We start from the raw sequence: 24549 nt of genomic DNA on the forward strand, positions 1-24549 counted from the left end.
TTTGGTGCTTGCAGTCTGTCTGCCCGGTTTAGCCGTTGACGACGAGGCGCTTTTCTTCGCGGCCGCCCTTCATGCGCTCCGCCAGGAGGAAAGCCAGTTCCAGCGCCTGATCGGCGTTGAGGCGCGGGTCGCAATGGGTGTGGTAACGATCCTGCAGGTCCTCGGCAGAAACGGCGCGCGCGCCGCCGGTGCATTCGGTCACGTCCTTGCCGGTCATCTCGATATGGATGCCGCCCGGATGGGTGCCTTCGGCACGATGGATCTGGAAGAAGCTCTCGACTTCCGACAGAACCCGCTCGAACGGCCGGGTCTTGTAGTTGTTGAGCGTGATCGTGTTGCCGTGCATCGGATCGCAGGACCAGACGACCTTGCGGCCTTCGCGCTCGACGGCGCGGATCAGCCGCGGCAGGTGCTCGGCGACCTTGTCGTGGCCGAAGCGGCAGATCAGCGTCAGGCGGCCGGCCTCATTGGCCGGATTGAGGATATCGATCAGCTCGATCAGGCCATCGGCAGTCAGCGACGGGCCGCACTTCAGGCCGATCGGGTTCTTGATGCCGCGGCAATATTCGATATGCGCATGGTCGGCCTGGCGCGTACGGTCGCCGATCCAGATCATGTGACCGGATGTGGCATACCAGTCGCCGGACGTGGAATCGACACGCGTCAGGGCCTGCTCGTAGCCGAGCAGCAGCGCCTCATGGCTGGTGAAGAAATCCGTCTCGCGCAGGCTCGGATTGTTGTCCGAGGTGATGCCGATCGCCTTCATAAAATCCATGGTTTCGGTGATGCGGTCGGCCAGCTTGCGGTAACGCTCGCCCTGCGGGCTGTCCTTGATGAAGCCGAGCATCCACTGGTGAACGTTGTCGAGGTTGGCGTAGCCGCCCATGGCGAAGGCGCGCAACAGGTTCAGCGTCGCGGCCGACTGGCGATACGCCATCATCTGCCGTTCCGGATTGGGAATGCGCGACTCTTCGTTGAACTCGATGCCGTTGATGATGTCGCCGCGATAGCTCGGCAGCGAGACATCGCCCTGCTTCTCGATGTTGGACGAGCGCGGCTTGGCGAACTGGCCGGCAATACGGCCAACCTTGACAACCGGCTGCTGCGCGCCAAACGTCAGGACGACGGCCATCTGCAGGAAAGCGCGGAAGAAGTCACGGATGTTGTCGGCGCCGTGTTCGGCAAAGCTTTCGGCACAATCGCCGCCCTGCAGCAGGAAGCCGCGGCCTTCGGCGACATTGGCGAGCGCCTTGGTCAGGCGGCGGGCTTCACCGGCAAAAACCAGCGGCGGATAGCTTGCGAGCTGCGCTTCGGTCGCGCTCAGCACTGCCTGATCCGGATAGTCCGGCACCTGCTGGATGGGTTTCTGCCGCCAGCTGCTCGGGGTCCAATTCTGTACCATCTACTCACCTGTGCTCAAGCATCCTCGGCGGATGCCCCGTCGTGTTGGAAATGCGGGCTTATAAACTTTAACAAAGCGTTTGCATAGCCGCCGCGCCGACAGACGATGCCGCCGGCAAAACGGGCGATGCGTGCCGGTCACACACGCTCGCCGTTGCGGATTCGATAGCTCGGCACGTACATGGTGACGAGCTCTTCCGCAGCAGTCGGATGAACGGCCATAGTACGGTCGAAATCGTCCTTGGTGCAGCCGGCCTTGAGTGTGATGCCGAGAAGCTGCGCCATCTCGCCGGCCTCATGGCCAAGGATATGGGCGCCGACGACCTTGCGATCGGCCGCATTGACGATCAGCTTCATGATCGTCCTTTCCTGCCGGCCGGAGAGCGTCGCCTTCATCGGCCGGAACTGGGCGCGATAGATTTCCAGCTCGCCGTATTTCTTCGCAGCCGCCTCCTCGCTGAGGCCGACCGTGCCGATCTCCGGCTGCGAGAACACCGCGGTGGCGATCAGGTCGTGATCGACAGGTGTCGGATTGCCGCGATATTCGGTCTCGATGAAACACATCGCCTCGTGGATCGCCACCGGCGTCAGTTGCACCCGGTCGGTGACATCGCCGAGCGCGAAGACGCTCGGCACGTTGGTGCGCGAATAGGCATCGACAACGATCGCGCCGCGCTCATCGATTTGCACCCCGGCATTTTCCAGGCCCAGCCCCTTGGTGTTGGGATCGCGGCCGAGCGCCAGCATCACCGTCTCCACCTGCAGGTTGCCATTGTTCATCGTGACCGCCAGGCTACCGTCCTCGTTTCGCGACACATCCTGCAAGACGTCCTGCAGCAGGATGCGGATGCCCTTGGCGGTCATCGCCTCGTGCAGCCCGCGACGCATGTCCTGGTCGAAGCGCGAGAGGATTTCCTGACCACGATAGATCAACGTCGTTTCGACGCCGAGACCGTGAAAAATGTTGGCAAACTCCACGGCGATGTAGCCGCCGCCGGCAATCAGAATCGACTTCGGCAGGGTCTCCAGATGAAACGCTTCATTGGAGGAGATGCAAAGCTCGTACCCCGGCAAGGCGGCATGCGGATTAGGCGCGCCACCAACCGCGATGACGATCCGCTCGGCCGTGACCGTCCGGTCGAGACCTTTCAACAGAACCGTATGTGCATCAACGAGCTCTGCGCGGCTTTCGAAGATATCGGCGCCGGCCGTCTCCAGGCCCTTGCGATAAAGCCCTTCCAGCCGTGTGATCTCCTTGTCCTTGGCGGCGATCAGCTTTTTCCAGTCGAAGCTCTTTTCACCGACCGTCCAGCCATAGCCGGCAGAATCCTCGAAATGCTCCGGATACTGGGAAGCATAGACAAACAGCTTCTTGGGTACACAGCCCCTGATGACGCAGGTGCCGCCAAAACGGTATTCTTCCGCGATGCCCACCTTCTTGCCGAGCGAAGCCGCCACACGGGCACTGCGCACACCGCCCGAGCCCCCGCCGATGACAAAAAGATCGTAATCGAATGACGGCATGGCAGGCACTCCTTCAGCAAACGCAGAGGCGTTGGATTGTTTCGCCCTGATATAGGATTTCCAATGACAAAAATAAAAGCCCGGAAAAATCCGGGCTTTCAAATAATTCGCGAAAAGGACGGCGCCTTACTGCTGCGCGGGCTGCTGGGCCTGATCGCCCTGCGCCTTGACCTGCTCACCGATCTGCTTTTCGAGCGCCGCATCGCTTTCGTTGGCGAGGTCGCGGGTAATGCCGGACGCCCAGATATCGGCAGCCTTCATCATTTCGCGGGTGGCGACAGGACCCTGACTCAGCAGCTTCTTGCCGACGTCGGACTGGTAGAAGGCAGCAACGGCATTCAACTCTTCGGTCGTGAACGACTTGGCGTAGATGGTCGCAGCTTCACGCTCCAGGTCGCCGCGGCGCGAGGCAAGCGCCAGCGCCTTTTCATCGACAGTTGCGGTGATCATGTCGGTGTAGTTCGGCGACGCCTGGATGAGCTGCGCCTTCAGCCGCTCGGCAACCGTCGGCAGGATGTTGTCGAACTGGGCCGTCAGGTTGAGCGACTGGATCGCCGCCTTCGCAGCGGCAATCTGCGCTTCGCTGATTTCCTGCGCGTGGGCGGCGGAACCGAACGCAACTCCCGTGAGAACGATGGCTGCAGCGGCAAAACGGCCGAAACCTGCAAATTTCGTCATGAATGAATGCTCCTATTCTGTCTTCGCTTGCAGCGTCCGCGCGCCCGCCGGACCGGCGATAACGGCAAGTGATGCTATGTTGATGAACAGCCCGTGTTCGACGACGCCGGGGATTGAATTCAGTTCGCTCGAGAGTGCCTCTGCATCAGGAATACGGCCAAATGATGCATCGAGAATGAGATGCCCGCCATCGGTCATGAACAGATCTTCACCGGCGGCACGCAGGCCCATCGAACCCGAAAGGCCGAGCCGGGCGGCGACCTTTTCCACGGCAAGCCGTGTCGCGGCCTGGCCGAAAGGGTTGATCTCGATCGGCAGGGGGAAAGCGCCGAGCGTTCCCACCACCTTGCTTTCGTCGGCGATGACGATCATGCGGTCGGAGGCGCAGGCGACGATCTTTTCGCGCAACAACGCACCGCCGCCGCCCTTGATCAGCGACAGGTTGGCATCGACCTCGTCGGCCCCGTCGATGGTCAGGTCGAGATGCGGCAGTTCGTCGAGCGATTTCAGGGGAACGCCGAGTTCGACGCACAGCCGTGCCGTACGCTCGGAGGTCGGCACGCCTTCCACCCGCAGGCCGCCCGCGACCTTTTCTGCCAGAAGCCGGACGAATTCTTCGGCCGTCGACCCCGTTCCGATCCCCAGCCGCATACCGTCCTCGACATGCGCAAGCGCCGCTTCCGCGGCCTTGATCTTCATTTGGCGGGCGTCCATGCGCCACAAGCTCCCGTCTATTGCGTTGTGTGCTGTTTACACGGCTGTCAACGCAAACGAAAGACCAAATAGAATCGCCCCATCGTGAAATTTGCGATTGCCGCAAACGGCGGAAAGCGTATCGGGTTGCAATCGGCAATCCCTTCCCATACTGCCTGAAACCGTTCCGTTTCCCGCCCAGAGGCCCTCCCCGTGACCGCTCCCCCCGTGACAGCCCCCCTTGTCGTCTTCGATCTCGATGGCACGCTCATCGACACCGCGCCGGATCTCGTCGCCAGCCTGAACCACACCATCGCCGCCGCCGACCTCGAACCGGTCACCTATGCCGACCTCACCCATCTTGTCGGCCACGGTGCGCGGGCGATGATCGAGCGCGCCTTTGCCCTGCGCGGAAAACCGCTGGTGGAGGAAGAGTATCCGGCGATGCTGGAGCGGTTCATCACCTTCTATCAGGACACCATGCCCGGCGATTCAAGGCCTTTTCCCGGCCTGCTTGCCGCACTCGACCGGCTTGCCGCCGCCGGCTTCCAGCTGGCGGTCTGCACCAACAAGATGGAAGGACTGGCCCGCACGCTGCTCGAACGGCTTGACATGACCGGTCGTTTTGCCGCCATCACCGGCGGCGACACGTTTACAGTGCGCAAACCCGATGCCGCCCACCTGCTCGGCACCGTCGAGCGCGCCGGCGGCGATCCCCGCCGCACGCTGATGGTCGGCGACAGCCTCAACGACTTTCTGGTTGCCCGCAATGCCGGCATCCCCTCACTCGGCGTGCCGTTCGGTTATTCGGATGCCCCGATCGAAAGCTTCGACCCCGGCCATATCATCCGCCATTTCGACGAGTTGACGCCGGAACTGGCGTTTTCGCTCATCGATCGGTGAATGATCAGGTCGACACGCATCGACTGACAACAAAAAAAGCCGCCTGCGACTTTCGCTGGCGGCCTTTGCACTTGAATTGATACCGGGAAAAGCACTCAGCCCTGCACGGCGCGGGCCTTGCTGGTGGTTTCGAACGCCTTGTTCACATAGGCATCGCGACCATAGACGTCGTCGAAATACTCCACGACATTGTCCTTGTTCGGCCAGGCCGTGAAATAAGCGACGTAGACCGGGAATTTTTCCGGCACCTGCACCGCCTTGTTCTTGCCGGCGGCGATCTGCTTGGCAACATCCTCGACCGTCGTGCCGAGCACGGCAGCGGCCATGGCGCGCGGATCGTCGAGGCGGACACAACCGTGGCTCAGAGCGCGCACGTCGCGCTTGAAGAAGCTCTTCGACGGCGTATCGTGCATGTAGATCGCGTGGCTGTTCGGGAACAGGATCTTGAGTTCACCCAGCGCATTGTCGCCGCTCGGCGGCTGGCGGACGGAGATCGAGTTGGTCGAACCGTTCCAGTCGACGCTGGTCGAAGAAACCGCCTGGCCGTTGACCGCGACTTCATAACCCAGACGGTCGAGATAGCTCGGGTCAGAACGCAGCTTCGGCAGCATCTCGTTGATGATGATCGACTGCGGCACGCCCCAGAACGGGTTGAATTCCACCGTCTCGACTTCATCCTGGAAGAAGTAGGTCTGGTTCGAGCGCGAGCCGACGACGGTGCGCATCGACAGCTCTTCCTGGTTATTGTTGTGATAATAGACCATGTAGGCCGGCTGGTTGATGAAGACGTAGCGGCTGCCGAGATCGGCGGGCAACCAGCGGGCCTGTTCCAGCGCCACCACCAGCTTGTTGATCTTGTCCGCATCGCTGTCGCCGACCATGGCGCGTACGGTCGCCTGACCGATGACGCCGTCCGGTTTCAGGCCGCGCTCCTTCTGGAAGGCTTCCACCAGCTCAACCAGCTCCGGCGTGTATTCCGGCGTCTGGGTGTAGCTGGAGAGCGTCAGGGCGTGATCCACCTTCAGCGCATCCGAACCGTGCTTGCCGATGGCGGCAACGATATTGGCCATCTGGTCGGAACTGCTGCCGGGCTTCAACAGGCCTGTCAGCGTCACGACAACACGATCGTCGTCCTTCTGCTCGGCACGCAGCTTGGCAAGCTCGGCCTTCAAGAGGGAGAACTGCTGGCCGGAGGGCGTGCGGCTGCCGAGATAGGCGGCGATATCAGGAGAGGCGGCGGCGACCTTCAAGACGCCCGACAGGTTGACCGTCTTGCGCTTGAAATCGTGGTAGCCGGAGATCTTGTTGGGATCGACACGGCCGCGCACGGTATCCTGCACATAGGCCAGCATCTTGGCGGACAGTTCCAGTTCGAACTGCATCAGCGCCCGGTTGTGCCCGGCCTCGTCCATGCTGTCATACTGGTCTGACGGCGCGACAACACTGTAGTCGCGGGCGTCGAGACCGACTGCGTCGGCATCGGAAAGCACCGCAAGCGCGGCCTTGCCCTTGTCGCTGACAGCATTACCGTTGATCCAGAGCAGCGGCTTGTTGCTGCCGTAGTAGCCTTCGAGCACCTTGGCGATCTCGTCGGTGGCGCGGACCTTGGCCTCGGTCAGCAGGCGGCGCTGTTCGCTGCCGGCATCAATGCTAATAGGTGTCGTCGTTGCCGTTTCACCGGCGATCGCGCCGGTTACCAGCGGATCGGCAAATTTCGAGGAGGCGACGAGACGCAGGCTGTCGGCCTTGTAGGTGTAGTAGCGCGGGCCGGAAACTTTCGGCAGCGGCTTCGATTCAGCGGCCTTTTCCTCAAAGACCGGCTGAGCCGGGAATTCGCCGCGCTCGATGCGCTGCTGGGTCTGTTTCGTCTGGCCATGCTTGTTGCTGCGCAGGAAATCCAGAAGAGTTCCCGCCGATGCCGGCTGCGCGCCGAAAAATGCGACGCCACAGGTCAAAGCCAAGGCCAAAGCCCCGACGTTCTTCAATCTCGTCTGTCTCAAAATCATTCCCCGTCTATTGCGGTCGTCGTCGCCTGCGGCCGGCGTTGCACATGATGATGCATATCTAGCCGATCGCCTTTCCGTTGAAAAGAAAACGGCCGGGCCTGCCTGCTTATTCGCAAGCCGGTGTTTCCTGAAAGCCACGCGCCGGCGGCATCCGCGCAACATTCATACAAATTTATGAAATTATTCGTTAATTTTCCGAAAATTTCCCCCCGCGGGAAAAGGGGCGAAATGCCGTTGCCGCTCCTCTTCCGGCTGTGACAATCTTGTCCGGCGTGTCGGAAATATCACGCTTTCATGACGGATTTCGAGGCTTTCGCAGCGTCGCGAAGATCCGCCGCAAGCCGAACCGTTTTCCATTGCTGCCGGCGATTGAACTGGATAAGAAGGCTCATCTTAAAGCAAGGCGGACCGGTGGCGGATCATGACCGCAGCCCTGAAAACAGGTATTCTTTCGGTCCCCGGACGGTTGGAAAGGCAAACCTCATGACGAAGACGAGAACGGAAACCGATACGTTCGGCCCCATCGAGGTCGCCGCGGATCGCTATTGGGGCGCCCAGGCGGAACGCTCGCGCGGCAACTTCAAGATCGGCTGGGAAAAGCAGCCGCTGTCCGTCGTCCGGGCGCTCGGCATCGTCAAGCAGGCGGCCGCCCGCGCCAACACGGCGCTCGGCCAGCTTTCGCCCGATCTCGCAAAAGTGATCGTCGAAGCAGCACAGGAAGTCATCGACGGCAAGCTCGACGAGCATTTTCCGCTGGTCGTCTGGCAGACCGGCTCCGGTACCCAGTCCAACATGAACGCCAACGAGGTGATCTCCAACCGGGCAATCGAAATGCTCGGCGGCGTCATGGGCTCGAAGAAGCCGGTGCATCCCAACGACCACGTCAACATGAGCCAGTCGTCGAACGACACCTATCCGACGGCCATGCATATCGCCTGCGCGGAGCGCATCGTTCATCACCTGCTGCCGGCGCTAAAACACCTGCACGGCGCGCTGCAGGCCAAGACCGACGCCTTCGCCAACATCATCAAGATCGGCCGCACCCATACGCAGGATGCGACACCGCTGACGCTCGGCCAGGAATTCTCCGGCTACACCGCCCAGGTCGCCTCCGCCATCAAGCGGCTGGAACTCACTTTGCCCGGCCTCTACGAACTCGCCCAGGGCGGCACGGCGGTCGGCACCGGCCTCAACGCCCCCATCGGTTTTGCCGAGAAGGTGGCGGAAGAGATCGCCGCCATCACCGGCCTGCCCTTCGTCACCGCGCCGAACAAGTTCGAGGCGCTGGCCGCCCATGACGCCATGGTCTTTGCCCACGGCGCCATCAATTCGGCCGCCGCCGCCCTGTTCAAGATCGCCAACGACATCCGTTTCCTCGGCTCCGGCCCGCGCGCCGGCCTCGGCGAACTCGCGTTGCCGGAAAACGAACCCGGCTCGTCGATCATGCCCGGCAAGGTCAACCCGACCCAGTCTGAAGCCCTCACCCAGGTCTGCGTCCAGGTCTTCGGCAATCACGCCGCACTGACCTTCGCCGGCAGCCAGGGCCATTTCGAGCTGAACGTCTACAATCCGGTCATGGCCTACAACTTCCTGCAGTCGGTGCAGCTGCTCGGCGATGCCGCCGTTTCCTTTACCGACAATTGCGTCGTCGGCATCGAGGCCCGCGAGGACAATATCCGCAAGGGTGTCGAGAATTCGCTGATGCTGGTGACGGCGCTCAACACGCGCCTCGGCTACGACATCTGCGCCAAGATCGCCAAGACGGCCCACAAGAACGGCACGACGCTGCGCGAAGAAACCGTCGGCGGTGGCTACCTCACCAATGAGGAATTCGACCAATACGTCCGCCCGGAAAACATGATCGGCCCGAAATAAGCCTTCCGCTGCCTCATCCGGCCCTTGGAAACAGGGCCGGATAGCTACTTTTTTTGTCCAGTTTTGTACCGATTGCATTCGCGGAAAGCCGACGCTAGAGGGGTTTTAACCCTCTTCGAAAGGTTTTTCCGATGGCTGACGCTCTCTTTCCGCTTGGCGACGACACGACGCCCTACCGCAAGCTTTCTTCCGACCATGTCTCGGTGGATACGTTCAAGGGCCAAGAGATCCTCACCGTCGCGCCGGAGGGTCTGCGGCTCCTGGCGGAAGCCGCCTTTGCCGACATCAACCATCTCCTCCGTCCCGGTCATCTGAAGCAGCTTGCAGCGATCCTCGCCGATCCGGAAGCCACCGATAACGACCGCTTCGTCGCCTACGACCTGCTGAAGAACGCCAACATCGCCGCCGGCGGCGTGCTGCCGATGTGCCAGGATACCGGCACGGCGATCATCATGGGCAAGAAGGGCCGGCGCGTCTGGACCGAAGGCGGCGACGAAACCGCCCTGGCCGACGGCGTGCTCGATGCCTACACCAAGAAGAACCTGCGCTACTCGCAGCTGGCGCCGATCAAAATGTTCGAGGAAAAGAACACCAAGAACAACCTGCCCGCCCAGATCGACCTCTACGAAGAAGGCACCGACGCCTACAAGTTCCTGTTCATGGCCAAGGGTGGCGGCTCGGCCAACAAGACCTTCCTCTACCAGGGCACGCCGTCGCTTCTGACGCATGACAGGCTCGTCGACTTCCTCAAGGAGAAGATCCTGACGCTGGGGACGGCAGCCTGCCCCCCCTACCATCTGGCGATCGTCATCGGCGGCACCTCCGCCGAGATGACGCTGAAGACCGTCAAGCTCGCTTCGGCGCGCTACCTCGACACCCTGCCGACCGAAGGTTCCGAAAGCGGCCACGCTTTCCGCGACCTGGAGATGGAAGCCGAGATCCACAAACTGACCCAGCAACTCGGCGTCGGCGCCCAGTTCGGCGGCAAGTATTTCTGCCATGACGTTCGCGTCATCCGCCTGCCCCGCCACGGTGCCTCGCTGCCGATCGGCCTGGGTGTCTCCTGTTCCGCCGACCGCCAGGCGCTCGGCAAGATCACCAGGGACGGCATCTATCTCGAACAGCTGGAAACCGATCCGTCGAAATACATGCCCGAGATCGACGAGGCAAAGCTGTCCGAATCCGTCGTGCGCATCGACCTCAACCGGCCGATGGCGGATATTCTCGCCGAGCTTTCGAACCACCCGGTGAAGACCCGCCTGTCGCTGACGGGCACGATCATCGTCGCACGCGACCTTGCCCACGCCAAGATCCGCGAGCGCCTCGAGGCCGGCCAAGGCATGCCCGACTACCTGAAGAACCATCCCGTCTATTATGCCGGCCCCGCCAAGACTCCGACCGGTTATGCATCCGGCTCCTTCGGTCCGACGACGGCTGGCCGCATGGACAGCTATGTCGACCAGTTCCAGTCCTTCGGCGGCTCGATGGTGATGCTTGCCAAGGGCAACCGCTCCCGCGCCGTGCGCGAGGCGTGCAAGCAACATCGCGGATTCTATCTCGGCTCGATCGGCGGTCCCGCCGCCCGGCTTGCCCAGGACTGTATCAAAAAGGTCGAGGTGCTCGAATATCCGGAGCTCGGCATGGAAGCCGTGTGGAAGATCGAGGTTGTCGACTTCCCAGCCTTCATCGTCATCGACGACAAAGGAAACGATTTCTTCCAGGCACTTAATCTCGGCTGACCACCGCCACCCTCTGCTTGTATAGGGAACTTGAGCCTGCACCACCGGTAGAAATGGTGGTGCAAAATGACACGGTAATTATTTTACGGGGTAGAATTCACAGTTCCTGCTTTAATGGTTTTCGAACAATTTTACGGTAACACCATACTGGGAAATCAGAGAAGAAAGTTAGGAGTGGCCGATGAATACGGCGACAGCGCAACAGAAAGCGCAAATCCCTGACATAGCAGGCCAGATCACTTACGCCATGCGCACCATGGGGGTTGCCCCTATTCCGCGCAACTACGAACTGTTTTACGAAGCCTATATCGGCTCCAACCCGGCGTTGAGCCGCGACCTTGCCGCACTGGGCAACCGCGCCACGCAGGAAGAACTGGACGCGATCAGCAGCCAGCATTCGCTGCATCACCAGACCAAGGCAATCGAGACGGCGCATACGAAGATCATCGGCGAGCTTGACGGCTTGCTGAGACTGCTGAAGCAGGAACAGACGTCGCTCGACAGCTACAACCGGCTGCTCGGCGAGACCTACAACCGCATCACCAACAAGAATAACCACAGCGCCGACCTGCTGCGCAACGCCATCACCCTGCTCAGCGAAGCCACCGACGATACGATGGCCCATGGCGAGAAGACGGTCGAAAGCGTCGTGCGCAAATCGCAGGAAATGGACCAGGTCCGCCGCGAGCTCGACGAATACAAGCGCATCGCCAATACCGACTCGCTGACGCGCCTGGCAAACCGCCGCGCCTTCGACGAACGGCTGATCGCCATCTACGATACCCCGATGACGCTGGCCGTCACCGGCCTGGTCGTCCTCGACATCGACCATTTCAAGCGCATCAACGATACCTATGGCCATCCGGTCGGAGACAAGATCCTCGCCACGGTCGCCAGCGTCATCCGCGGCAGCCTGCGCAAGGATGTCTTCGTCGCCCGCATCGGTGGCGAGGAGTTCGCCGTCATCATCGATGGCAACACCGAGGACGAGGTGGTGCAGCAGTGTGAACGGCTGCGGCGCGGCCTGGAAGCCACCCCCTTCAAGAACTCCAAGACCGGCGTCAACTATGGCCCGGTCACGATCTCGCTCGGCATCTGTATGGCCAGCGCCGCCAGCGACCCCGGTGAGCTCTATAGCAAGGCCGACATCGCGCTCTACTCCGCCAAGAATGCCGGTCGCAACCGCTCCATGGTCTTCGAGGACGGCATGACCAAGGACTTCCAGAAAAGCTGGCTGATCTACAAGAGATAAGCAAAATCCGGTAAAATCACCGGATTTTTAGCCCTGTCGGGCTTTGTTCCGGCGGGAACAGCGGCAAAAGGCGCATTCTCCTAAAACATCCCCATGAACACGGATCGGAAGAGAGCTGGCATGAAGCACAGCGTCACCGGTCAACATGGGGAGAATACACATGAACCGCATCGCTGCCGTACTGCTGTCGAGCCTCACCCTTGCCGGCTCTTTCGCGACCATCGCTTCCGCAGAAACCCGCGCCGACAAGCCGGTGCTGATGGCCTCGCTGGAAGGCAAGAGCAACAAGACCGGCTGGCTTGCCGTTCTTTCGGAAGACAAGCCGAAGAAAAAGAAGCAGGTCAAGACGAACATTCACACGTCGCCGATCCCGCGCCAGCTGATCGACTTCACGGAATCCGTTGAAGCCGGCACCATCATCGTCGACAACTCCGACCGCCGCCTCTACCACGTCCTCGGCAACGGCACGGCTGTCGCCTACGGTATCAGCGTCGGTCGCGACGGCTTTATCTGGACGGGTGCCGAAAAGGTTACCGCCAAGGCCGAATGGCCGACGTGGAACCCGCCGGCTGAAATGCGCCGCCGTGAAGCCAAGAAGGGCCACATCCTGCCCAAGACCATGAAGGGCGGTATCAACAACCCGCTCGGCGCCCGCGCCCTCTATCTCGGCTCGACCGAATATCGCATCCACGGCACCAACCAGCCGTCATCGATCGGCCACGCCATGTCTTCGGGTTGCATCCGCATGGCAAACGAAGATGTCGAGCACCTGTACGCCCAGGTCGCGCTCGGCACCCAGGTCATCGTCCGCGATTGATCCGCCCGACGGCTGAAGAGGCCGGCACCCGAAAGGGTCGCCGGCCTTTGTCTGTCATGGGCAAGCCGAGACGCCGGAACGCCGGGCGATTTCCAGAAGCTCCGGCCGATATTCGAAATGCATCGTATCGTAGTGATACCAGCGCCCGCCCCAGACGAAACCATGGCGCTCGAAGATATCGATAATCTTCATCGGGAACTTGTTGTGATACTCCGGCACCTTGCCCGGCTTGCCGCCCGACCAGACCCAATAGTCGGCATGCTTGGTGTTGAGATCCAGCGCCGCGCCGAAACTGTGGACGGAGAGATTGGGCTGCCCGGAAACCTTGCGCCAGTTGAAGACACCGGCCGAGGGCGTCAGGTATTTTTTGAGCGCCGGATCGGTGGCCAGTTCGTCGCGCACGGCTTCCAGCGCCTTGTCGACGCCCTGGCGGCGCGTGACGCGCAATGTCTCGCCGAACCATTTCACCGGAACGAGGTCGGCCTGAACGGTCTTGGCGGAATTGCCGAACAGCCGCTTGAGCAGTGCCTCGCTGCGAATGCGGCCCGGATCAAAATTGATCGCCGGCCGGGTCTCGCAGGCACCGGCGGGATAAACCTGTTGCAAGCTGTCCTCAACGTCGCCGCTTGCCAGCTTGGCGAAATGATCGCGGCTCTTGCCGTCGTCGATGACGATCGGCGCGCCATCCTTCATCACCAGCTTGCCGCCCTCGGCCTTGACGATGCTCTCGGGATAACTTGCAACGAGGATATCGATCTTCTCGGCCAGCGACAGTTCGGCGGCCCTGGCGCTGCTGGCCACGCCGGCCAGCAGCGCCAGCAGAAGGGCGAGCCGCTTAGTCGACGGTGACATTGATGTAATCGCCGTCATCGCCGCGCCAGATCTGCACGTTGATCATCACGTCGCCGCCAAGCAGCGCGTTGCGCGCGTCACGCGTGATCGTCCCGTTGCGGATCATCCGCTCGGCGCGTTCACGGTTCTTGGCCGAGGCAAAGAAGCTGTCATCGTCGTCGCCCGGCTGCGAGATGCCGAAACGATGATAGTTGGCCCGGTCCTGGCGGATCACCTGCCAGGGCTGCGATAGCTGCATGCCATCGGAATTGAACAGATCGTCCTGGCCGATATAGGCGTTGTATTCCTCGATCAGCTCGTCGGCGAGGGCCGGTTGGCCGAGAAGCACGCCGCCCAGGATCGCAGACGCTGCGAACCAATGTTTCATAGTCATGGTAACCCTCGCTGAAAGCAATGAAATCATATGCATGACGGATAGGACGCCGCATCTATTCTGATGAGCCAAGAAATCCGCAGCGACGATCTTTCCAGCAATGACAGCCGGCTTGCAAGCCGGTCGGAAGCTCCATCCTAAAAAGGTTTTTCCGCCTACCACATGCTTTTGCGGGCGCGCTCCGGCCACTCCCGGTCGTAGGTCTCCTGGTCGAAACCCTGCTTGGCTGCCTTGAGCAATTGCCCCGGCGTCGGCAGGGTACTTGCCTCGACATGATGCTCGGCGTTCCACAGATCGGCGCGCATCACCGCCCGGGCACACTGAAAATACACCTCATCGATGGTGACGACGATGACGCTGCGCGGGTTCTTCCCGTCCATCTCGAAGCTCGCCAGCAAGGTAGGATCAACGGAAACCACAGCCCGGCCGTTCAGACGCATCGTCGTCGTCGAGCCCGGGATCAGGAACATCAGCGCGACACGCGGATCGCGGACGATATTTGCCAGCGAATCGACGCGGTTGTTGCCGCGCCAGTCCGGCAGCAGCAAGGTCTTGTCGTCCCGGACACGCACGACACCGCCGAGATCGCCCCGCGGCGAACAATCGAGCCCCTCCGGGCCGACGGTGGCGAGAGCCACGAAAGGCGAGGCCTCGATCATGCGGCGATAGTCGTCCGTCAGCGCCGGCGTCACCTTGACGAGAGCGGCCTCGCTGCAGTCACCATAGAGTGCCTTCAGCTCGTCAACCGATTGTACGATCGTCATCCTCGTCTCCTTCTCAACCAAGCCGGCGACGCCCTACCCCGCCGTTGCGACAAACGGATGACGGCATGGCCGGTGTCAGGTCTGCGGTGTTGCACCCGCCGCTCGCGCGGCTTCTTCCGCTGCCTCGCGTGCCGCCCGCTCGCGCCCGGTGCGGGCCGCGACGAGGTCCGCCGGCTGGGCGTTGCCGCGGATCAGCGACCGGCCGGCATAAATGCCGCCGACGACTTCCAGCGCGAAACGCTCGTCATCGACATCGCGGAACTCTTCCACCAGCTGGGCGGCAAGCTCCGGCTCCTCGCCCATGACATGCAGCACTTCCTCACTGAAATTCAGCGCCGATTCGAAGGTCTCGCGGATCTGATAGTTGACGCCGGCATGCAGCAGGTCGATGGCGTGACCGCGGTCGAAGGCGCGCGCCAGCACCGGTATCAGCGGATATTCGTGGCGGACATGCTCGGCGATGCGGAGTGCGGCTTCCTTGTCGTCGATGCAGATCAGGATCGCCTTGGCGGTGGCGGCGCCTGCCGCATGCAGGATTTCCGGCCGCGACCCGTCGCCGTAATAGACCTTGAAGCCGAAATCGCCGGCATCGCGGATGAACTCCACATCCTTGTCGATCAGGGACAGCGTGTAGCCACGAGCCAGCAGCGGCTGCGAGACAATCTGTCCGAAACGGCCGAAACCGATCATAAGCAAGGTGCCTTCGACATTTTCGGGGAGTGCCAGCCCGGTGGTATCCGGCTGCTGCTTCGGCACCATCCGGTCGTGCAGGATGATCATCAACGGCGTCAGCACCATGGAAATGATGATCGTCGCCGTCAGGATGGCGTTCGTCCTACCGTCGATGATGCCGACGGCCATGGCGGCGGAGTAGAGCACGAAGGCGAATTCACCGCCCTGCGCCATCAGCACCGCCCGCTCCAAGGCCTCCGAATGACAGGTGCGCAACAGGCGGGCGACGGCGTAGATCATCACCGACTTCACCACCATGTAGCAAACGACACCGGCGACAACGAGCTGCCAGTTGGCGGCGATCACCTTGAGATCGATCGCCATGCCGACGCCGAGGAAAAACAGGCCGAGCAGGATGCCGCGGAAAGGCTCGATATCCGCTTCCAGCTGATGACGGAAGGAGGATTCCGACAGGAGCACGCCGGCGAGAAAGGCGCCCATGGCCATGGAGAGGCCACTCAGCTGCATCGCCAGCGCCGACCCCAACACCACCAGAAGGGCTGCGGCGGTCATGACTTCGCGGGCATTGGCGGCGGCCAGCAGCCGGAAAAGCGGATTGAGAAGGTATCGTCCGGCCAGCACCAGGGCGACGATCGCGCCCAGCGCGATGCCGCTGGAGATCAGCCGTTCCGTGACCGTGACCGTTTCGCCGCCGCTGCCGAGAAAGGCGACGAGGGCGAGCAACGGCACAATGGCCAGATCCTCGAACAACAGGATGGCGACGATACGCTGTCCCTTGAGCGCCGAGATCGCGCCGCGCTCCTGCAGCACCTGCATGACGATGGCCGTCGAGGTCAGCACGAAACCGGTTCCGGCGACGAAGGCGACAATCGGCGGGAACCCGAAGGCCACGCCGACACCGGTGAGACCGACGATGCAGCTCAGCACCTGCAGCGCGCCGAGGCCGAAAATATCCTTGCGCATGCCCCACAGCCGCGATGGCTGCATCTCAAGCCCGATGATGAAGAGGAACATCACCACGCCGAGTTCAGCTATATGCAGGATCGCCTGCGAATCGGAAAAGAATCCCAGCCCGTAAGGACCGATCGCCAGGCCTGCGGCCAGATAACCGAGCACGGAGCCCAGCCCGATGCGCTTGAAGATCGGCACGGCAGCAACGCCGGCCGCCAAAAGCACCACCACCTGCACCAGATCGTTCGCATTTGCTTCCGCTGCCAAACCCTGTCCTTTCAGCGTAGAGCATCCCGGCTTTTCTCCGAAACGCGAAAACACTCCATGTCTTAGTCTTTACGCAATTCCGGACGCAAAACCGCTGCGCACCCTTGCTGGAATTGCTCTAACGCGGCTTTTCCGAATGATCCCTGCTCATGCCCTTTTCCGCAAGCTCGCGCTCATAGTCGGCAAACAGTTCCGCGCCGCGCTCGCCAAGCTCGTAGAGGTATTTCCAGGTGAAGATGCCGGTGTCGTGCATGTCGTCGAAACCGATGCGGACGGCATAATTGCCGGTTGGCGTCGCCCCGATGATCGCGACATTGCGTTTTCCCGGCACAGTCAGCTTCTGGCCCGGTCCGTGTCCCTGCACTTCCGCCGATGGCGAGAGAACGCGCAGCATCTCCGCCGGCAGGTCGAAACGCCGGCCGTCGTCGAAGGAAACCAGCAGGTGCTGCCGGTCCTTGGAAACACGAAGTTCGGTGGGCCAGGGTTCGGTCATTGTCTTTTCCGCAGTTGCTCACTGGCAGGAGTACGTTGCAGGAGGAAGGCGCGCAAGTGCATTTTGCGCCTATAGTTCGCCCTTCCGGCTTGACGATCCCATTCCGAAATAACACATTATTGTCTCATCAGGAGGAAACGGCTTGAACAGCATCGTCAGACCCTCGGCCGGTGGCACGCCGCTGGTCGCAGACCCTTCGCCGATGGTGGATCCCTTCGGCCGCACCGTCTCCTATCTGCGCGTTTCGGTGACCGATCGCTGCGATTTCCGCTGCACCTATTGCATGGCGGAAAACATGACCTTCCTGCCGAAGAAGGATCTGTTGACGCTCGAAGAGCTGAACCGGCTCTGTTCCGCCTTCATCGCCAAGGGTGTCCGCAAGCTTCGGCTGACCGGCGGCGAACCGCTGGTGCGCAAGAACATCATGTTCCTGATCCGCGAACTCGGCCGCCACATCGAGGCCGGCACTCTCGAAGAACTGACGTTGACCACCAACGGCTCGCAGCTCGCCCGCCACGCACAGGAACTCTACGACTGCGGCGTACGCCGTATCAACGTCTCGCTGGATACGCTCGATCCCGCCAAGTTCAAGGAGATCACCCGCTGGGGCGATTTCCACAAGGTGATGGAGGGCATCGACGCCGCGGAGAAGGCTGGCCTCAAGATCAAGCTGAACGCCGTCGCACTGAAGGATTTCAACGAGACGGAAATCGCCGAGATGCTGCGTTTCGCCCACGGCCGCGGCATGGATCTCACCGTGATCGAAACCATGCCGATGGGCGAGATCGAGGAAGATCGCACCGACCGATATCTGCCGCTGTCGAAACTGCGCGCCGACCTGGAAGAGCAGTTCACGCTGGTGGACATTCCCTACAAGACCGGCGGCCCGGCGCGTTATGTCGAGGTCAAGGAAACCGGCGGCCGCCTGGGCTTCATCACGCCGATGACCCATAATTTCTGCGAGAGTTGCAATCGTGTTCGCCTGACCTGCACCGGCACGCTCTACATGTGCCTCGGCCAGAACGACGCGGCCGACCTGCGCGCCGCGTTGCGGGCTTCCGAGGACGACGCCTACCTGTTTTCCGCCATCGACGAAGCAATCGGCCGGAAACCCAAGGGCCACGACTTCATCATCGACCGCGTCCGCCGCAAGCCCGCCGTCGCCCGCCACATGAGCGTCACCGGCGGCTGATCACCGCGTCCGCTTTTGCGCCCCGCCCCTTGCAGCCGCGTGCCGCGCTCCATACCTAACAAGGCATCCCCGTAGCGTTATTTGCAGCTTCGGGAGACCTGAAATAATTGCTTAGCCAGGATAAAAGCATGGATATGGACAGTATCTTGCAGTCCGTCGTGGCCGTACGTTCGACGATACCGGACGACGCCTTCACGGCAAATACGCTCGGCACGCACCGCGAAGGCAGCGGTGTGGTGATCCGCGGCAACGGCCTTGTGCTGACCATCGGTTACCTCATCACCGAAGCCGAAGAGATCTGGCTGACGCGCCAGGACGGCCACGTGATCGCCGGCCACGCGCTCGCCTACGACCAGGAGACAGGCTTCGGGCTCGTACAGGCACTGGGGCAACTCGACCTGCCCGCCGTCAAGCTCGGCAATGCCGCGGATGCGCAACTCGGTGATCCCGTCGTTTTCGCCGATGGCCTCGGCCAGTTCGTCCGCTCGAAAATCGTCGCCAAGCAGGAATTCGCGGGCTACTGGGAATACCTGCTCGACGAGGCGATCTTCATCGCGCCGGCCCATCCCTCCTGGGGCGGCGCCGCACTTCTTGACGAGGAAGGTCGCCTGCTCGGCATCGGCTCGCTGCGCCTGCAGATGAGCCGCAAGGGCGAGGTTTCCGACATCAACATGATCGTGCCGATCGACATTCTGGCACCGATCCTCGACGACCTGCTCAACCGTGGCCAGGTGGACAAGCCGGCGCGTCCCTGGCTCGGGGCCTTTTCGGCCGAAAGCAATGGCGACGTGGTGGTAATGAGTGTTGCCGATGGTGGGCCGGCGGCAAAGGCGGGGCTGCGCCAGGGCGACATCATCTCGGAAATCCGCGACGGTGAAGTGGATGGGCTGGCCGATTTTTATCGCAAGGTCTGGGAGAGTGGGCCGGCGGGATCGGAGATCCCGATGCGCGTGCTGCGGGACGGCCGCGAAGCCTGGCTAAGGATCAAATCCGCCGATCGCGGCAGCTTCCTGAAAAAGCCGCAGATGCAGTAAACTGAAATGCAGAAGCCCGCGACCACTGTCGGTCGCGGGCTTCTGCAGTATGGTTTTGCAGGCCCATCAGGCTGCGTGGCGGGAAGACCGGCCGTTGCGGCGGTCATGCCGGCCGTTGTCGACCTGCAGGGTCAGATCACGGGTCTTGAACCGCTCGATCTCTTCCACCAGCATATCGACGCGCTGGCGCAAGCCATGGATTTCGGCGTTGTTTTCCTCGACCATGGCGGCATTCTGCTGGGTGATCAGCTCCACTTCGTTGACGGCCTTGCTGACCTCGGTGATGCCCGTCGACTGTTCGCCGGTGGCGGCGGAAATGTCGGAGACCAGGCGCTGCACCTCGGTGACATGGTTGATGATGACCGAAAGCGCGCCGCCGGTTTCCTCGACCAGTTGCACCCCGTTCTGGACCTGGGTGGAACTGGCCGAAATCAACCCCTTGATCTCGCGTGCCGCACTGGCGCAACGCTGAGCAAGCTCACGCACCTCCTGCGCCACAACCGCAAAACCACGACCGGCCTCACCTGCCCTCGCCGCCTCGACGCCGGCATTGAGTGCCAAGAGGTTGGTCTGGAAGGCAATCTCGTCGATAACGCCGATGATCGTGGCGATCTTTTCCGAAGAGCGGTTGATTTCACCCATCGCGTGGACGGCACGTGCAACCACCTCGCCGGACCGCTCGGCATAGGCCTGCGTCTCGTTGACCGACGTTGCGGTGCGCTTGGCACTGTCGGCGGTCGAGCGTACGACTTCGCTGAGATGCTTCAGCGCCCGCGAACTTTCTTCCAGGGCCGCCGCCTGCTGTTCGGTGCGGCGGGCCAGATCGTCGGCGGAGGCGGCAAGGTTGCCGGTGCCGCCGCGGATCTCTTCCGTCGTGCTGCGCACATCGGCAAGCGTCTGGCGCAGGGCGCCGACGGCGTGGTTGTAGGTCTGGGCCATTTCGGAGAAATCGGCAGCGAGATTGTCGCTCATGCCCTCCTCCAGATTGCCGTCTGCAAGCTTGTGCAGCACGTCGGAAAGAGCCGTCAGCGCCTGCTTCTGCTCCGCCTCGATACGGGCGCGTTCGGCGGCACGCAGGGCTTCTTCTCGGGCCGAAAGGTCGCGGGCGGCAGCCGCCTCCTGCTCCAGCCGGACATTCTCCAGCGCATTGTCGCGGAAGACGGCGACCGAGCGCACCATGTCGCCGATCTCGTCGCCGCGGTTGCGGCCATCGATGGCGACGTCGAGATCGCCCTTGGCGAGCCGTGTCATCATCTCGTTGACGCGGCGCAGCGGTCCGCGCAGCGTCTCGACCAGCATCAGGCCGCCGACGATGGCCAAGAGCGTGCCAGCGACCATGGCGATCACCGAGACGGTGGCGGAACGCTCGCTGTCTTCCTTGCCGACTTCCTGCGCCGTGCTGACGAAATTCTTGAGCGCCGCCATTGACGACGACAGGATATCGACCGTCGCCGTGCGCGCCGTCTGCCAGTTCGCCGCCGTCAGCAGCACGTCGGTGGACGATTTTTCGACCAGCGAGACAATCGGCATCACCTTGGCGGAAAAGTCGCGCATCGTCGAATTCTTGGCGCCCAGCTGCGAAATCACCGAGCTGGAGATCGTCAGTTCCGCCAGGTCGCTCAGCACCACTTCGCGGGCATCGGCAGTCAGCGTCGTGCGCATCTGGCTGATATGCAGCTGCAGCTTGTCGATGGTCTGCAGCGATTGGTCGACGAAGCTCAGGAGGTCGCGCAGCTGGCTGACCTCCTGGTCGAGACCGACGAAACGCTCGGCCGCGGTATTGGAATTGCGCATGGCGAGATCAGCGAGCTTCTTTTCGATCGCCGGAAAATCGGCAAGCAGCATCGTCAGAGCCGCACTCTTGGCATCGTCGGCATCCGCCCCCTTGAGGATGGCATCGACCTTGCCGGCAATATCCTTAACGGTGTTGACGGAAACCTTGCCCTTTTCGGAGGCGATCTTTTCGCCCTGGCCGATTTCCTTGGTGAGCGCCGCCAGATAGGTGCCCGCCGTCTTCACCTGCTTGCCGGCGGACGCTTCCATCTGCACGGCGGCGCGCAGCTTGCCCATGCGATCCGACAGCGCCTTGAAGGCGGCGGCATCGTAAAGCAGGCCCTTGGCGAAGGCTTCCTTGTCGGAAAACTCCTTGCGCACGACATCCACCTGCTTCTTGGTCGCCTCGCCGTACTCGCGCAGCGATGCCAGGCCGGTGCCCATTTCCGTATCGATGCCGTCACGCTGCTCCTTGATCGTCCACAAGGCGGCGGCCTGTTCGCGCATGCGCGGTGCGAGGCCTGTGACGCTTTCCACCTGCGCCTGCTGTTCCGGCGTCGTCAACAGGGCCTGCAACAGGCCGATGCCGGCTTCCTGCTTGTCGATCGCTTCCGACAGGCCGGCGCGGCTTTCCTCGTTCGGCGCGCCGGTGAAATTCAGGAGCGCCGCCTGCAGGTTCTCGAAATCGCCGATATTCTCGATGGTCGCCCGCGTCACGGTCATATGCCCGTTGAGCATGTTGGCGGTGTAATAGCCGACAACGCCGACACCGGTGATCAACACCACCAGCGGCACGACAAACAGCAGCACCTTCGTGACGATCCGGCGGCTCTGCAGGAGACGATCGATAAAAAACACGGCAACCTCACCGATGGTCCGCCCTGCCGAGGGATCATCCCAGGGCAAACGGAACGGCATGCCGTTGCGTCATGCAAAAGCCTTGGGTCACAGCCTGCGAAATGAACATTGAAGAAGCATTAAAAGCAGCTGGCACGCTTCTCAAAAAGTACTTGTTTTTTAAAGAAAATTTGTGACCTTTGTGGTCATTTTTCATTCGATTGCCCGCATATGCCGCAGTTGCACAAAAAAGAATTCTTCCGCGCTCCGCACTGGCGGGAATGGCAATTCTTCGGGCCAATGACTAGAAAAGACAATTCGAATTCGAGAATCGTCGCATGTCTCTGTCGAGAAATACCCGCGGCGCACTGCTGATGATGGCGGCCATGGCGGGTTTTTCCGGCAACGATGCGCTGATCAAGGCGGTGACGCCGGTCATGAATATCGGGCAGATCATGTGCGTCCGCGGCATCGTCACGACCGTCCTCGTGTTTTTCATCGCCCGGCATTTCGGGGCATTGCGGCCATTGCGCGTGCTGCTGCAACCGATGATCCTGCTGCGCGTCTTCTTCGAAATCCTCGCTGCGATTTCCTATCTGAGTGCCATCACGACGATGCCGCTCGCCAATGCCGCCGCCATCCTGCAGGCCTTGCCGCTGGTGGTGACGCTGGGCGCCGCCGTCTTTCTCGGCGAACCGGTGGGCTGGCGGCGCTGGACGGCCATCGCGGTCGGTTTCGTCGGCGTGCTGATCATCATCCGGCCGGGGCCGGAAGGTTTTGGCCTTGCCTCCCTCTATGTCCTCCTCTGTACCTTCTTCACCGCCGCCCGCGACCTCGCCACCCGCCAGGTGCGTTCCGAGGTGCCGTCGCTGATGGTAACGCTGGCAACGGCCGTGACAGGCTGCATCGCCGGGGCGCTGCTGACACAGCCGATGGGCGGCTGGCGGCCGATGTCGGCCGAAAGTTTCGCCATCCTGCTGTCCGCCTCGGTGCTTGTGCTGGTCGGCTATCAATGCATCATCATCGCCATGCGCACCGGAGAAATCTCCTTCATCGCCCCGTTCCGCTACTTCGCGCTGCTCTGGGCAATCGTGCTCGGCATGATCTTTTTCGGCGACATGCCCGATCTGCCGATGCTCGCTGGTATGACCATCGTCATTGCCTCCGGCCTCTACACCTTCCATCGCGAGCGAAAGCGGCAGGATGCGGCAACGGCCGAAAGCGCTTCCTCCGCAGCAACGGAAAAAACCTGATGCCGACCATTTCCAATCAGCCGGTTCCGGCCATCATCCTCGCCGGCGGACGGTCGAGCCGGATGGGCAGCAACAAGGCGCTGCTGCCGCTCGGCGGCGTGCCGATGCTCCGGCATATCATCGACCGCCTCTCTCCGCAGGTCACCTCCGTCTCCTTGAACGCGCCGCCGGGCTGGGCCGGGGATTTCGGTCTGCCACTGGTCGCCGACAGGGTCGCCGGCGAGGCCGGACCAATCGCCGGTATCGCAGCCGGGCTGCACCACGCGCTTCGGCAAGACTGTGGGGCAACGCACATTCTCACCGTGCCCTCCGACAGTCCGTTCTTTCCTGCCGACCTGGTTTCCCGCCTGCACGCCGCCGTCAGCGACGAGCGCGATATCGTCATCGCGGTTTCCGGCGGACAGGACCATCCGGTGTTCGGCCTCTGGCCGCTTGCGCTGTCGGAAGAGATGGAGTTTTTCCTGCAGACCGACGAACGCCGCCGCCTGCGCGACTTCTTTCGCCGCCATGTCACCCGCGAAGTGGATTTTCCGTTCCTGGAGACGCCGGCCGGCCCTATAGATCCCTTCTTCAACGTCAACACGCCGGACGACTTCGCCCGCGCACAAGAAATCCTGGAGCATTTTCACGCATGACCGGGCCTCGCATTTTCGGCATCTCCGGCTGGAAAAATTCCGGCAAGACCGGCCTCGCCGTCCGGCTCGTCAGCGAATTCACCCGCCGCGGCTATCGCATCTCGACCATCAAGCACGCCCATCACGATTTCGATATCGACAAGGTCGGCGCAGACAGCTTCCGCCATCGCGAGGCCGGCGCCCATGAGGTCACCATCGTCTCCGGCACCCGCTACGCCATCATGCACGAGTTGCGCGGCGCCCCGGAACCGAGCTTCGAGGAGATCCTCGCCCGTATCGCCCCCTGCGACCTGGTGCTGATCGAAGGTTACAAGCGCGAGCCCATTCCCAAGATCGAAGCCCGCCGCGTCGAGGCGAAAAACCGCGAGCCGCTGGCACCGGGCGATCCGCACATCGTCGCCATCGCCGCCGACCATCAGGTTTCCGATACGACCCTGCCCGTCTTCGATCTCGACGATACGATGGCGATTGCCGATTTCATTGCCCGTACGGTCGGCCTTCCCGACCAGGCCTGACGGCAAAAAGCCCGCCGGATTGCTCCAGC

At 62.0% G+C, this 24549-nt stretch carries 21 protein-coding genes; 10 read left to right on the forward strand and 11 right to left on the reverse strand.

The features are described 5' to 3' along the window. Nucleotides 1-28 precede the first annotated feature (28 nt). The 4 genes from ACSQ3I_RS15260 to rpiA all read right to left on the reverse strand — a co-directional run bounded on the left by ACSQ3I_RS15260 (nt 29) and on the right by rpiA (nt 4317). Nucleotides 29-1402: a class II 3-deoxy-7-phosphoheptulonate synthase gene (locus ACSQ3I_RS15260; protein ID WP_436000274.1), complete on the reverse strand. Its 1374-nt coding sequence runs from the start codon at nt 1400-1402 to the stop codon at nt 29-31. A gap of 137 nt (nt 1403-1539) precedes the next feature. Beyond that, the gene (gor, locus tag ACSQ3I_RS15265) at nt 1540-2925 is read right to left on the reverse strand and encodes a glutathione-disulfide reductase (RefSeq protein WP_436000276.1); all 1386 of its coding nucleotides are present in this window, start codon (nt 2923-2925) and stop codon (nt 1540-1542) included. Nucleotides 2926-3051: 126 nt separating this feature from the next. Then, on the reverse strand, nt 3052-3603 hold the full coding sequence (locus ACSQ3I_RS15270; protein WP_436000277.1) for a DUF2059 domain-containing protein: 552 nt from the start codon (nt 3601-3603) through the stop codon (nt 3052-3054). A gap of 12 nt (nt 3604-3615) precedes the next feature. Beyond that, nucleotides 3616-4317: a ribose-5-phosphate isomerase RpiA gene (gene rpiA / locus ACSQ3I_RS15275; protein ID WP_436000279.1), complete on the reverse strand. Its 702-nt coding sequence runs from the start codon at nt 4315-4317 to the stop codon at nt 3616-3618. A gap of 207 nt (nt 4318-4524) precedes the next feature. Here rpiA and ACSQ3I_RS15280 point away from each other — a divergent pair, with 207 nt between their 5' ends. Continuing rightward, the gene (locus ACSQ3I_RS15280; RefSeq protein WP_436000700.1) at nt 4525-5199 is read left to right on the forward strand and encodes an HAD family hydrolase; all 675 of its coding nucleotides are present in this window, start codon (nt 4525-4527) and stop codon (nt 5197-5199) included. Between the two features lie 95 nt (nt 5200-5294). On the opposite strand, the gene ACSQ3I_RS15285 is transcribed toward ACSQ3I_RS15280, so the two are convergent. Continuing rightward, nucleotides 5295-7205: a L,D-transpeptidase family protein gene (locus ACSQ3I_RS15285; RefSeq protein ID WP_436000281.1), complete on the reverse strand. Its 1911-nt coding sequence runs from the start codon at nt 7203-7205 to the stop codon at nt 5295-5297. Between the two features lie 483 nt (nt 7206-7688). On the opposite strand from ACSQ3I_RS15285, the gene fumC reads away from it, so the two are divergent. The 4 genes from fumC to ACSQ3I_RS15305 all read left to right on the forward strand — a co-directional run bounded on the left by fumC (nt 7689) and on the right by ACSQ3I_RS15305 (nt 12888). Further along, nucleotides 7689-9080: a class II fumarate hydratase gene (gene fumC, locus ACSQ3I_RS15290; protein WP_436000283.1), complete on the forward strand. Its 1392-nt coding sequence runs from the start codon at nt 7689-7691 to the stop codon at nt 9078-9080. A gap of 131 nt (nt 9081-9211) precedes the next feature. Then, nucleotides 9212-10819 (forward strand): fumarate hydratase, encoded by a 1608-nt coding sequence (locus tag ACSQ3I_RS15295; protein ID WP_436000285.1) that lies wholly within the window; start codon nt 9212-9214, stop codon nt 10817-10819. A 181-nt stretch (nt 10820-11000) separates the two neighbouring features. Then, nucleotides 11001-12071, forward strand: a complete 1071-nt coding sequence (locus tag ACSQ3I_RS15300; protein WP_436000287.1) for a GGDEF domain-containing protein — start codon at nt 11001-11003, stop codon at nt 12069-12071. Between the two features lie 160 nt (nt 12072-12231). Beyond that, nucleotides 12232-12888: a L,D-transpeptidase gene (locus tag ACSQ3I_RS15305; RefSeq protein WP_436000289.1), complete on the forward strand. Its 657-nt coding sequence runs from the start codon at nt 12232-12234 to the stop codon at nt 12886-12888. Between the two features lie 54 nt (nt 12889-12942). On the opposite strand, the gene ACSQ3I_RS15310 is transcribed toward ACSQ3I_RS15305, so the two are convergent. From ACSQ3I_RS15310 to ACSQ3I_RS15330, 5 genes are all read right to left on the reverse strand, one after another. After that, nucleotides 12943-13740, reverse strand: coding sequence for a M15 family metallopeptidase (locus ACSQ3I_RS15310; RefSeq protein ID WP_436000290.1), 798 nt, complete (start codon nt 13738-13740; stop codon nt 12943-12945). Then, nucleotides 13724-14113, reverse strand: coding sequence for a hypothetical protein (locus ACSQ3I_RS15315; protein ID WP_436000292.1), 390 nt, complete (start codon nt 14111-14113; stop codon nt 13724-13726). The genes ACSQ3I_RS15310 and ACSQ3I_RS15315 overlap by 17 nt, the downstream gene beginning before the upstream one ends. Nucleotides 14114-14268: 155 nt before the next feature. Further along, entirely contained in the window at nt 14269-14877 is a 609-nt protein-coding gene (locus tag ACSQ3I_RS15320; protein WP_436000294.1) for a pyridoxamine 5'-phosphate oxidase family protein, read from the reverse strand. A 75-nt stretch (nt 14878-14952) separates the two neighbouring features. Next, entirely contained in the window at nt 14953-16788 is a 1836-nt protein-coding gene (locus tag ACSQ3I_RS15325; protein ID WP_436000296.1) for a monovalent cation:proton antiporter-2 (CPA2) family protein, read from the reverse strand. Nucleotides 16789-16906: 118 nt separating this feature from the next. Then, entirely contained in the window at nt 16907-17281 is a 375-nt protein-coding gene (locus tag ACSQ3I_RS15330; protein ID WP_436000297.1) for a gamma-butyrobetaine hydroxylase-like domain-containing protein, read from the reverse strand. 202 nt (nt 17282-17483) lie between these two features. Here ACSQ3I_RS15330 and moaA point away from each other — a divergent pair, with 202 nt between their 5' ends. Beyond that, nucleotides 17484-18473 carry a GTP 3',8-cyclase MoaA gene (moaA, locus tag ACSQ3I_RS15335; RefSeq protein WP_436000701.1) on the forward strand — a complete coding sequence of 330 codons (990 nt, stop codon included), beginning with the start codon at nt 17484-17486 and terminating at the stop codon, nt 18471-18473. Between the two features lie 128 nt (nt 18474-18601). Then, complete coding sequence (locus ACSQ3I_RS15340; protein WP_436000298.1) at nt 18602-19507, forward strand: S1C family serine protease; 906 nt, start codon at nt 18602-18604, stop codon at nt 19505-19507. A 66-nt stretch (nt 19508-19573) separates the two neighbouring features. On the opposite strand, the gene ACSQ3I_RS15345 is transcribed toward ACSQ3I_RS15340, so the two are convergent. Next, nucleotides 19574-22138, reverse strand: coding sequence for a methyl-accepting chemotaxis protein (locus ACSQ3I_RS15345; RefSeq protein ID WP_436000300.1), 2565 nt, complete (start codon nt 22136-22138; stop codon nt 19574-19576). Nucleotides 22139-22455: 317 nt separating this feature from the next. Between ACSQ3I_RS15345 and ACSQ3I_RS15350 the strand changes: the two genes are divergently transcribed. The 3 genes from ACSQ3I_RS15350 to mobB are packed head-to-tail and all read left to right on the forward strand — an operon-like array spanning nt 22456 to nt 24520. Then, nucleotides 22456-23370, forward strand: coding sequence for a DMT family transporter (locus ACSQ3I_RS15350; protein ID WP_436000302.1), 915 nt, complete (start codon nt 22456-22458; stop codon nt 23368-23370). Further along, a complete protein-coding gene (gene mobA, locus ACSQ3I_RS15355; protein ID WP_436000304.1) occupies nt 23370-24005 on the forward strand; it encodes a molybdenum cofactor guanylyltransferase MobA in 636 nt (211 codons plus the stop codon). The genes ACSQ3I_RS15350 and mobA overlap by 1 nt, the downstream gene beginning before the upstream one ends. Then, nucleotides 24002-24520 carry a molybdopterin-guanine dinucleotide biosynthesis protein B gene (gene mobB, locus ACSQ3I_RS15360; protein WP_436000305.1) on the forward strand — a complete coding sequence of 173 codons (519 nt, stop codon included), beginning with the start codon at nt 24002-24004 and terminating at the stop codon, nt 24518-24520. Before mobA ends, mobB begins: the two co-directional genes overlap by 4 nt. Nucleotides 24521-24549 lie beyond the last annotated feature (29 nt).

This window comes from Rhizobium sp. LjRoot30 (assembly GCF_964253915.1).
Lineage (GTDB): Bacteria > Pseudomonadota > Alphaproteobacteria > Rhizobiales > Rhizobiaceae > Metarhizobium.

What these genes read in the sequence shown, in the direction of transcription:
- ACSQ3I_RS15270 (WP_436000277.1), bottom strand. Translation starts at nt 3,603, where the DNA reads ATGACGAAATTTGCAGGTTTCGGCCGTTTTGCCGCTGCAGCCATCGTT.
- gor (WP_436000276.1), bottom strand. Translation starts at nt 2,925, where the DNA reads ATGCCGTCATTCGATTACGATCTTTTTGTCATCGGCGGGGGCTCGGGC.
- ACSQ3I_RS15300 (WP_436000287.1), top strand. Translation starts at nt 11,001, where the DNA reads ATGAATACGGCGACAGCGCAACAGAAAGCGCAAATCCCTGACATAGCA.
- mobB (WP_436000305.1), top strand. Translation starts at nt 24,002, where the DNA reads ATGACCGGGCCTCGCATTTTCGGCATCTCCGGCTGGAAAAATTCCGGC.
- ACSQ3I_RS15295 (WP_436000285.1), top strand. Translation starts at nt 9,212, where the DNA reads ATGGCTGACGCTCTCTTTCCGCTTGGCGACGACACGACGCCCTACCGC.
- rpiA (WP_436000279.1), bottom strand. Translation starts at nt 4,317, where the DNA reads ATGGACGCCCGCCAAATGAAGATCAAGGCCGCGGAAGCGGCGCTTGCG.
- fumC (WP_436000283.1), top strand. Translation starts at nt 7,689, where the DNA reads ATGACGAAGACGAGAACGGAAACCGATACGTTCGGCCCCATCGAGGTC.
- ACSQ3I_RS15285 (WP_436000281.1), bottom strand. Translation starts at nt 7,205, where the DNA reads ATGATTTTGAGACAGACGAGATTGAAGAACGTCGGGGCTTTGGCCTTG.
- ACSQ3I_RS15350 (WP_436000302.1), top strand. Translation starts at nt 22,456, where the DNA reads ATGTCTCTGTCGAGAAATACCCGCGGCGCACTGCTGATGATGGCGGCC.
- ACSQ3I_RS15310 (WP_436000290.1), bottom strand. Translation starts at nt 13,740, where the DNA reads ATGTCACCGTCGACTAAGCGGCTCGCCCTTCTGCTGGCGCTGCTGGCC.
- ACSQ3I_RS15260 (WP_436000274.1), bottom strand. Translation starts at nt 1,402, where the DNA reads ATGGTACAGAATTGGACCCCGAGCAGCTGGCGGCAGAAACCCATCCAG.
- ACSQ3I_RS15320 (WP_436000294.1), bottom strand. Translation starts at nt 14,877, where the DNA reads ATGACGATCGTACAATCGGTTGACGAGCTGAAGGCACTCTATGGTGAC.
- ACSQ3I_RS15305 (WP_436000289.1), top strand. Translation starts at nt 12,232, where the DNA reads ATGAACCGCATCGCTGCCGTACTGCTGTCGAGCCTCACCCTTGCCGGC.
- ACSQ3I_RS15315 (WP_436000292.1), bottom strand. Translation starts at nt 14,113, where the DNA reads ATGACTATGAAACATTGGTTCGCAGCGTCTGCGATCCTGGGCGGCGTG.
- ACSQ3I_RS15330 (WP_436000297.1), bottom strand. Translation starts at nt 17,281, where the DNA reads ATGACCGAACCCTGGCCCACCGAACTTCGTGTTTCCAAGGACCGGCAG.
- moaA (WP_436000701.1), top strand. Translation starts at nt 17,484, where the DNA reads ATGGTGGATCCCTTCGGCCGCACCGTCTCCTATCTGCGCGTTTCGGTG.
- ACSQ3I_RS15340 (WP_436000298.1), top strand. Translation starts at nt 18,602, where the DNA reads ATGGATATGGACAGTATCTTGCAGTCCGTCGTGGCCGTACGTTCGACG.
- mobA (WP_436000304.1), top strand. Translation starts at nt 23,370, where the DNA reads ATGCCGACCATTTCCAATCAGCCGGTTCCGGCCATCATCCTCGCCGGC.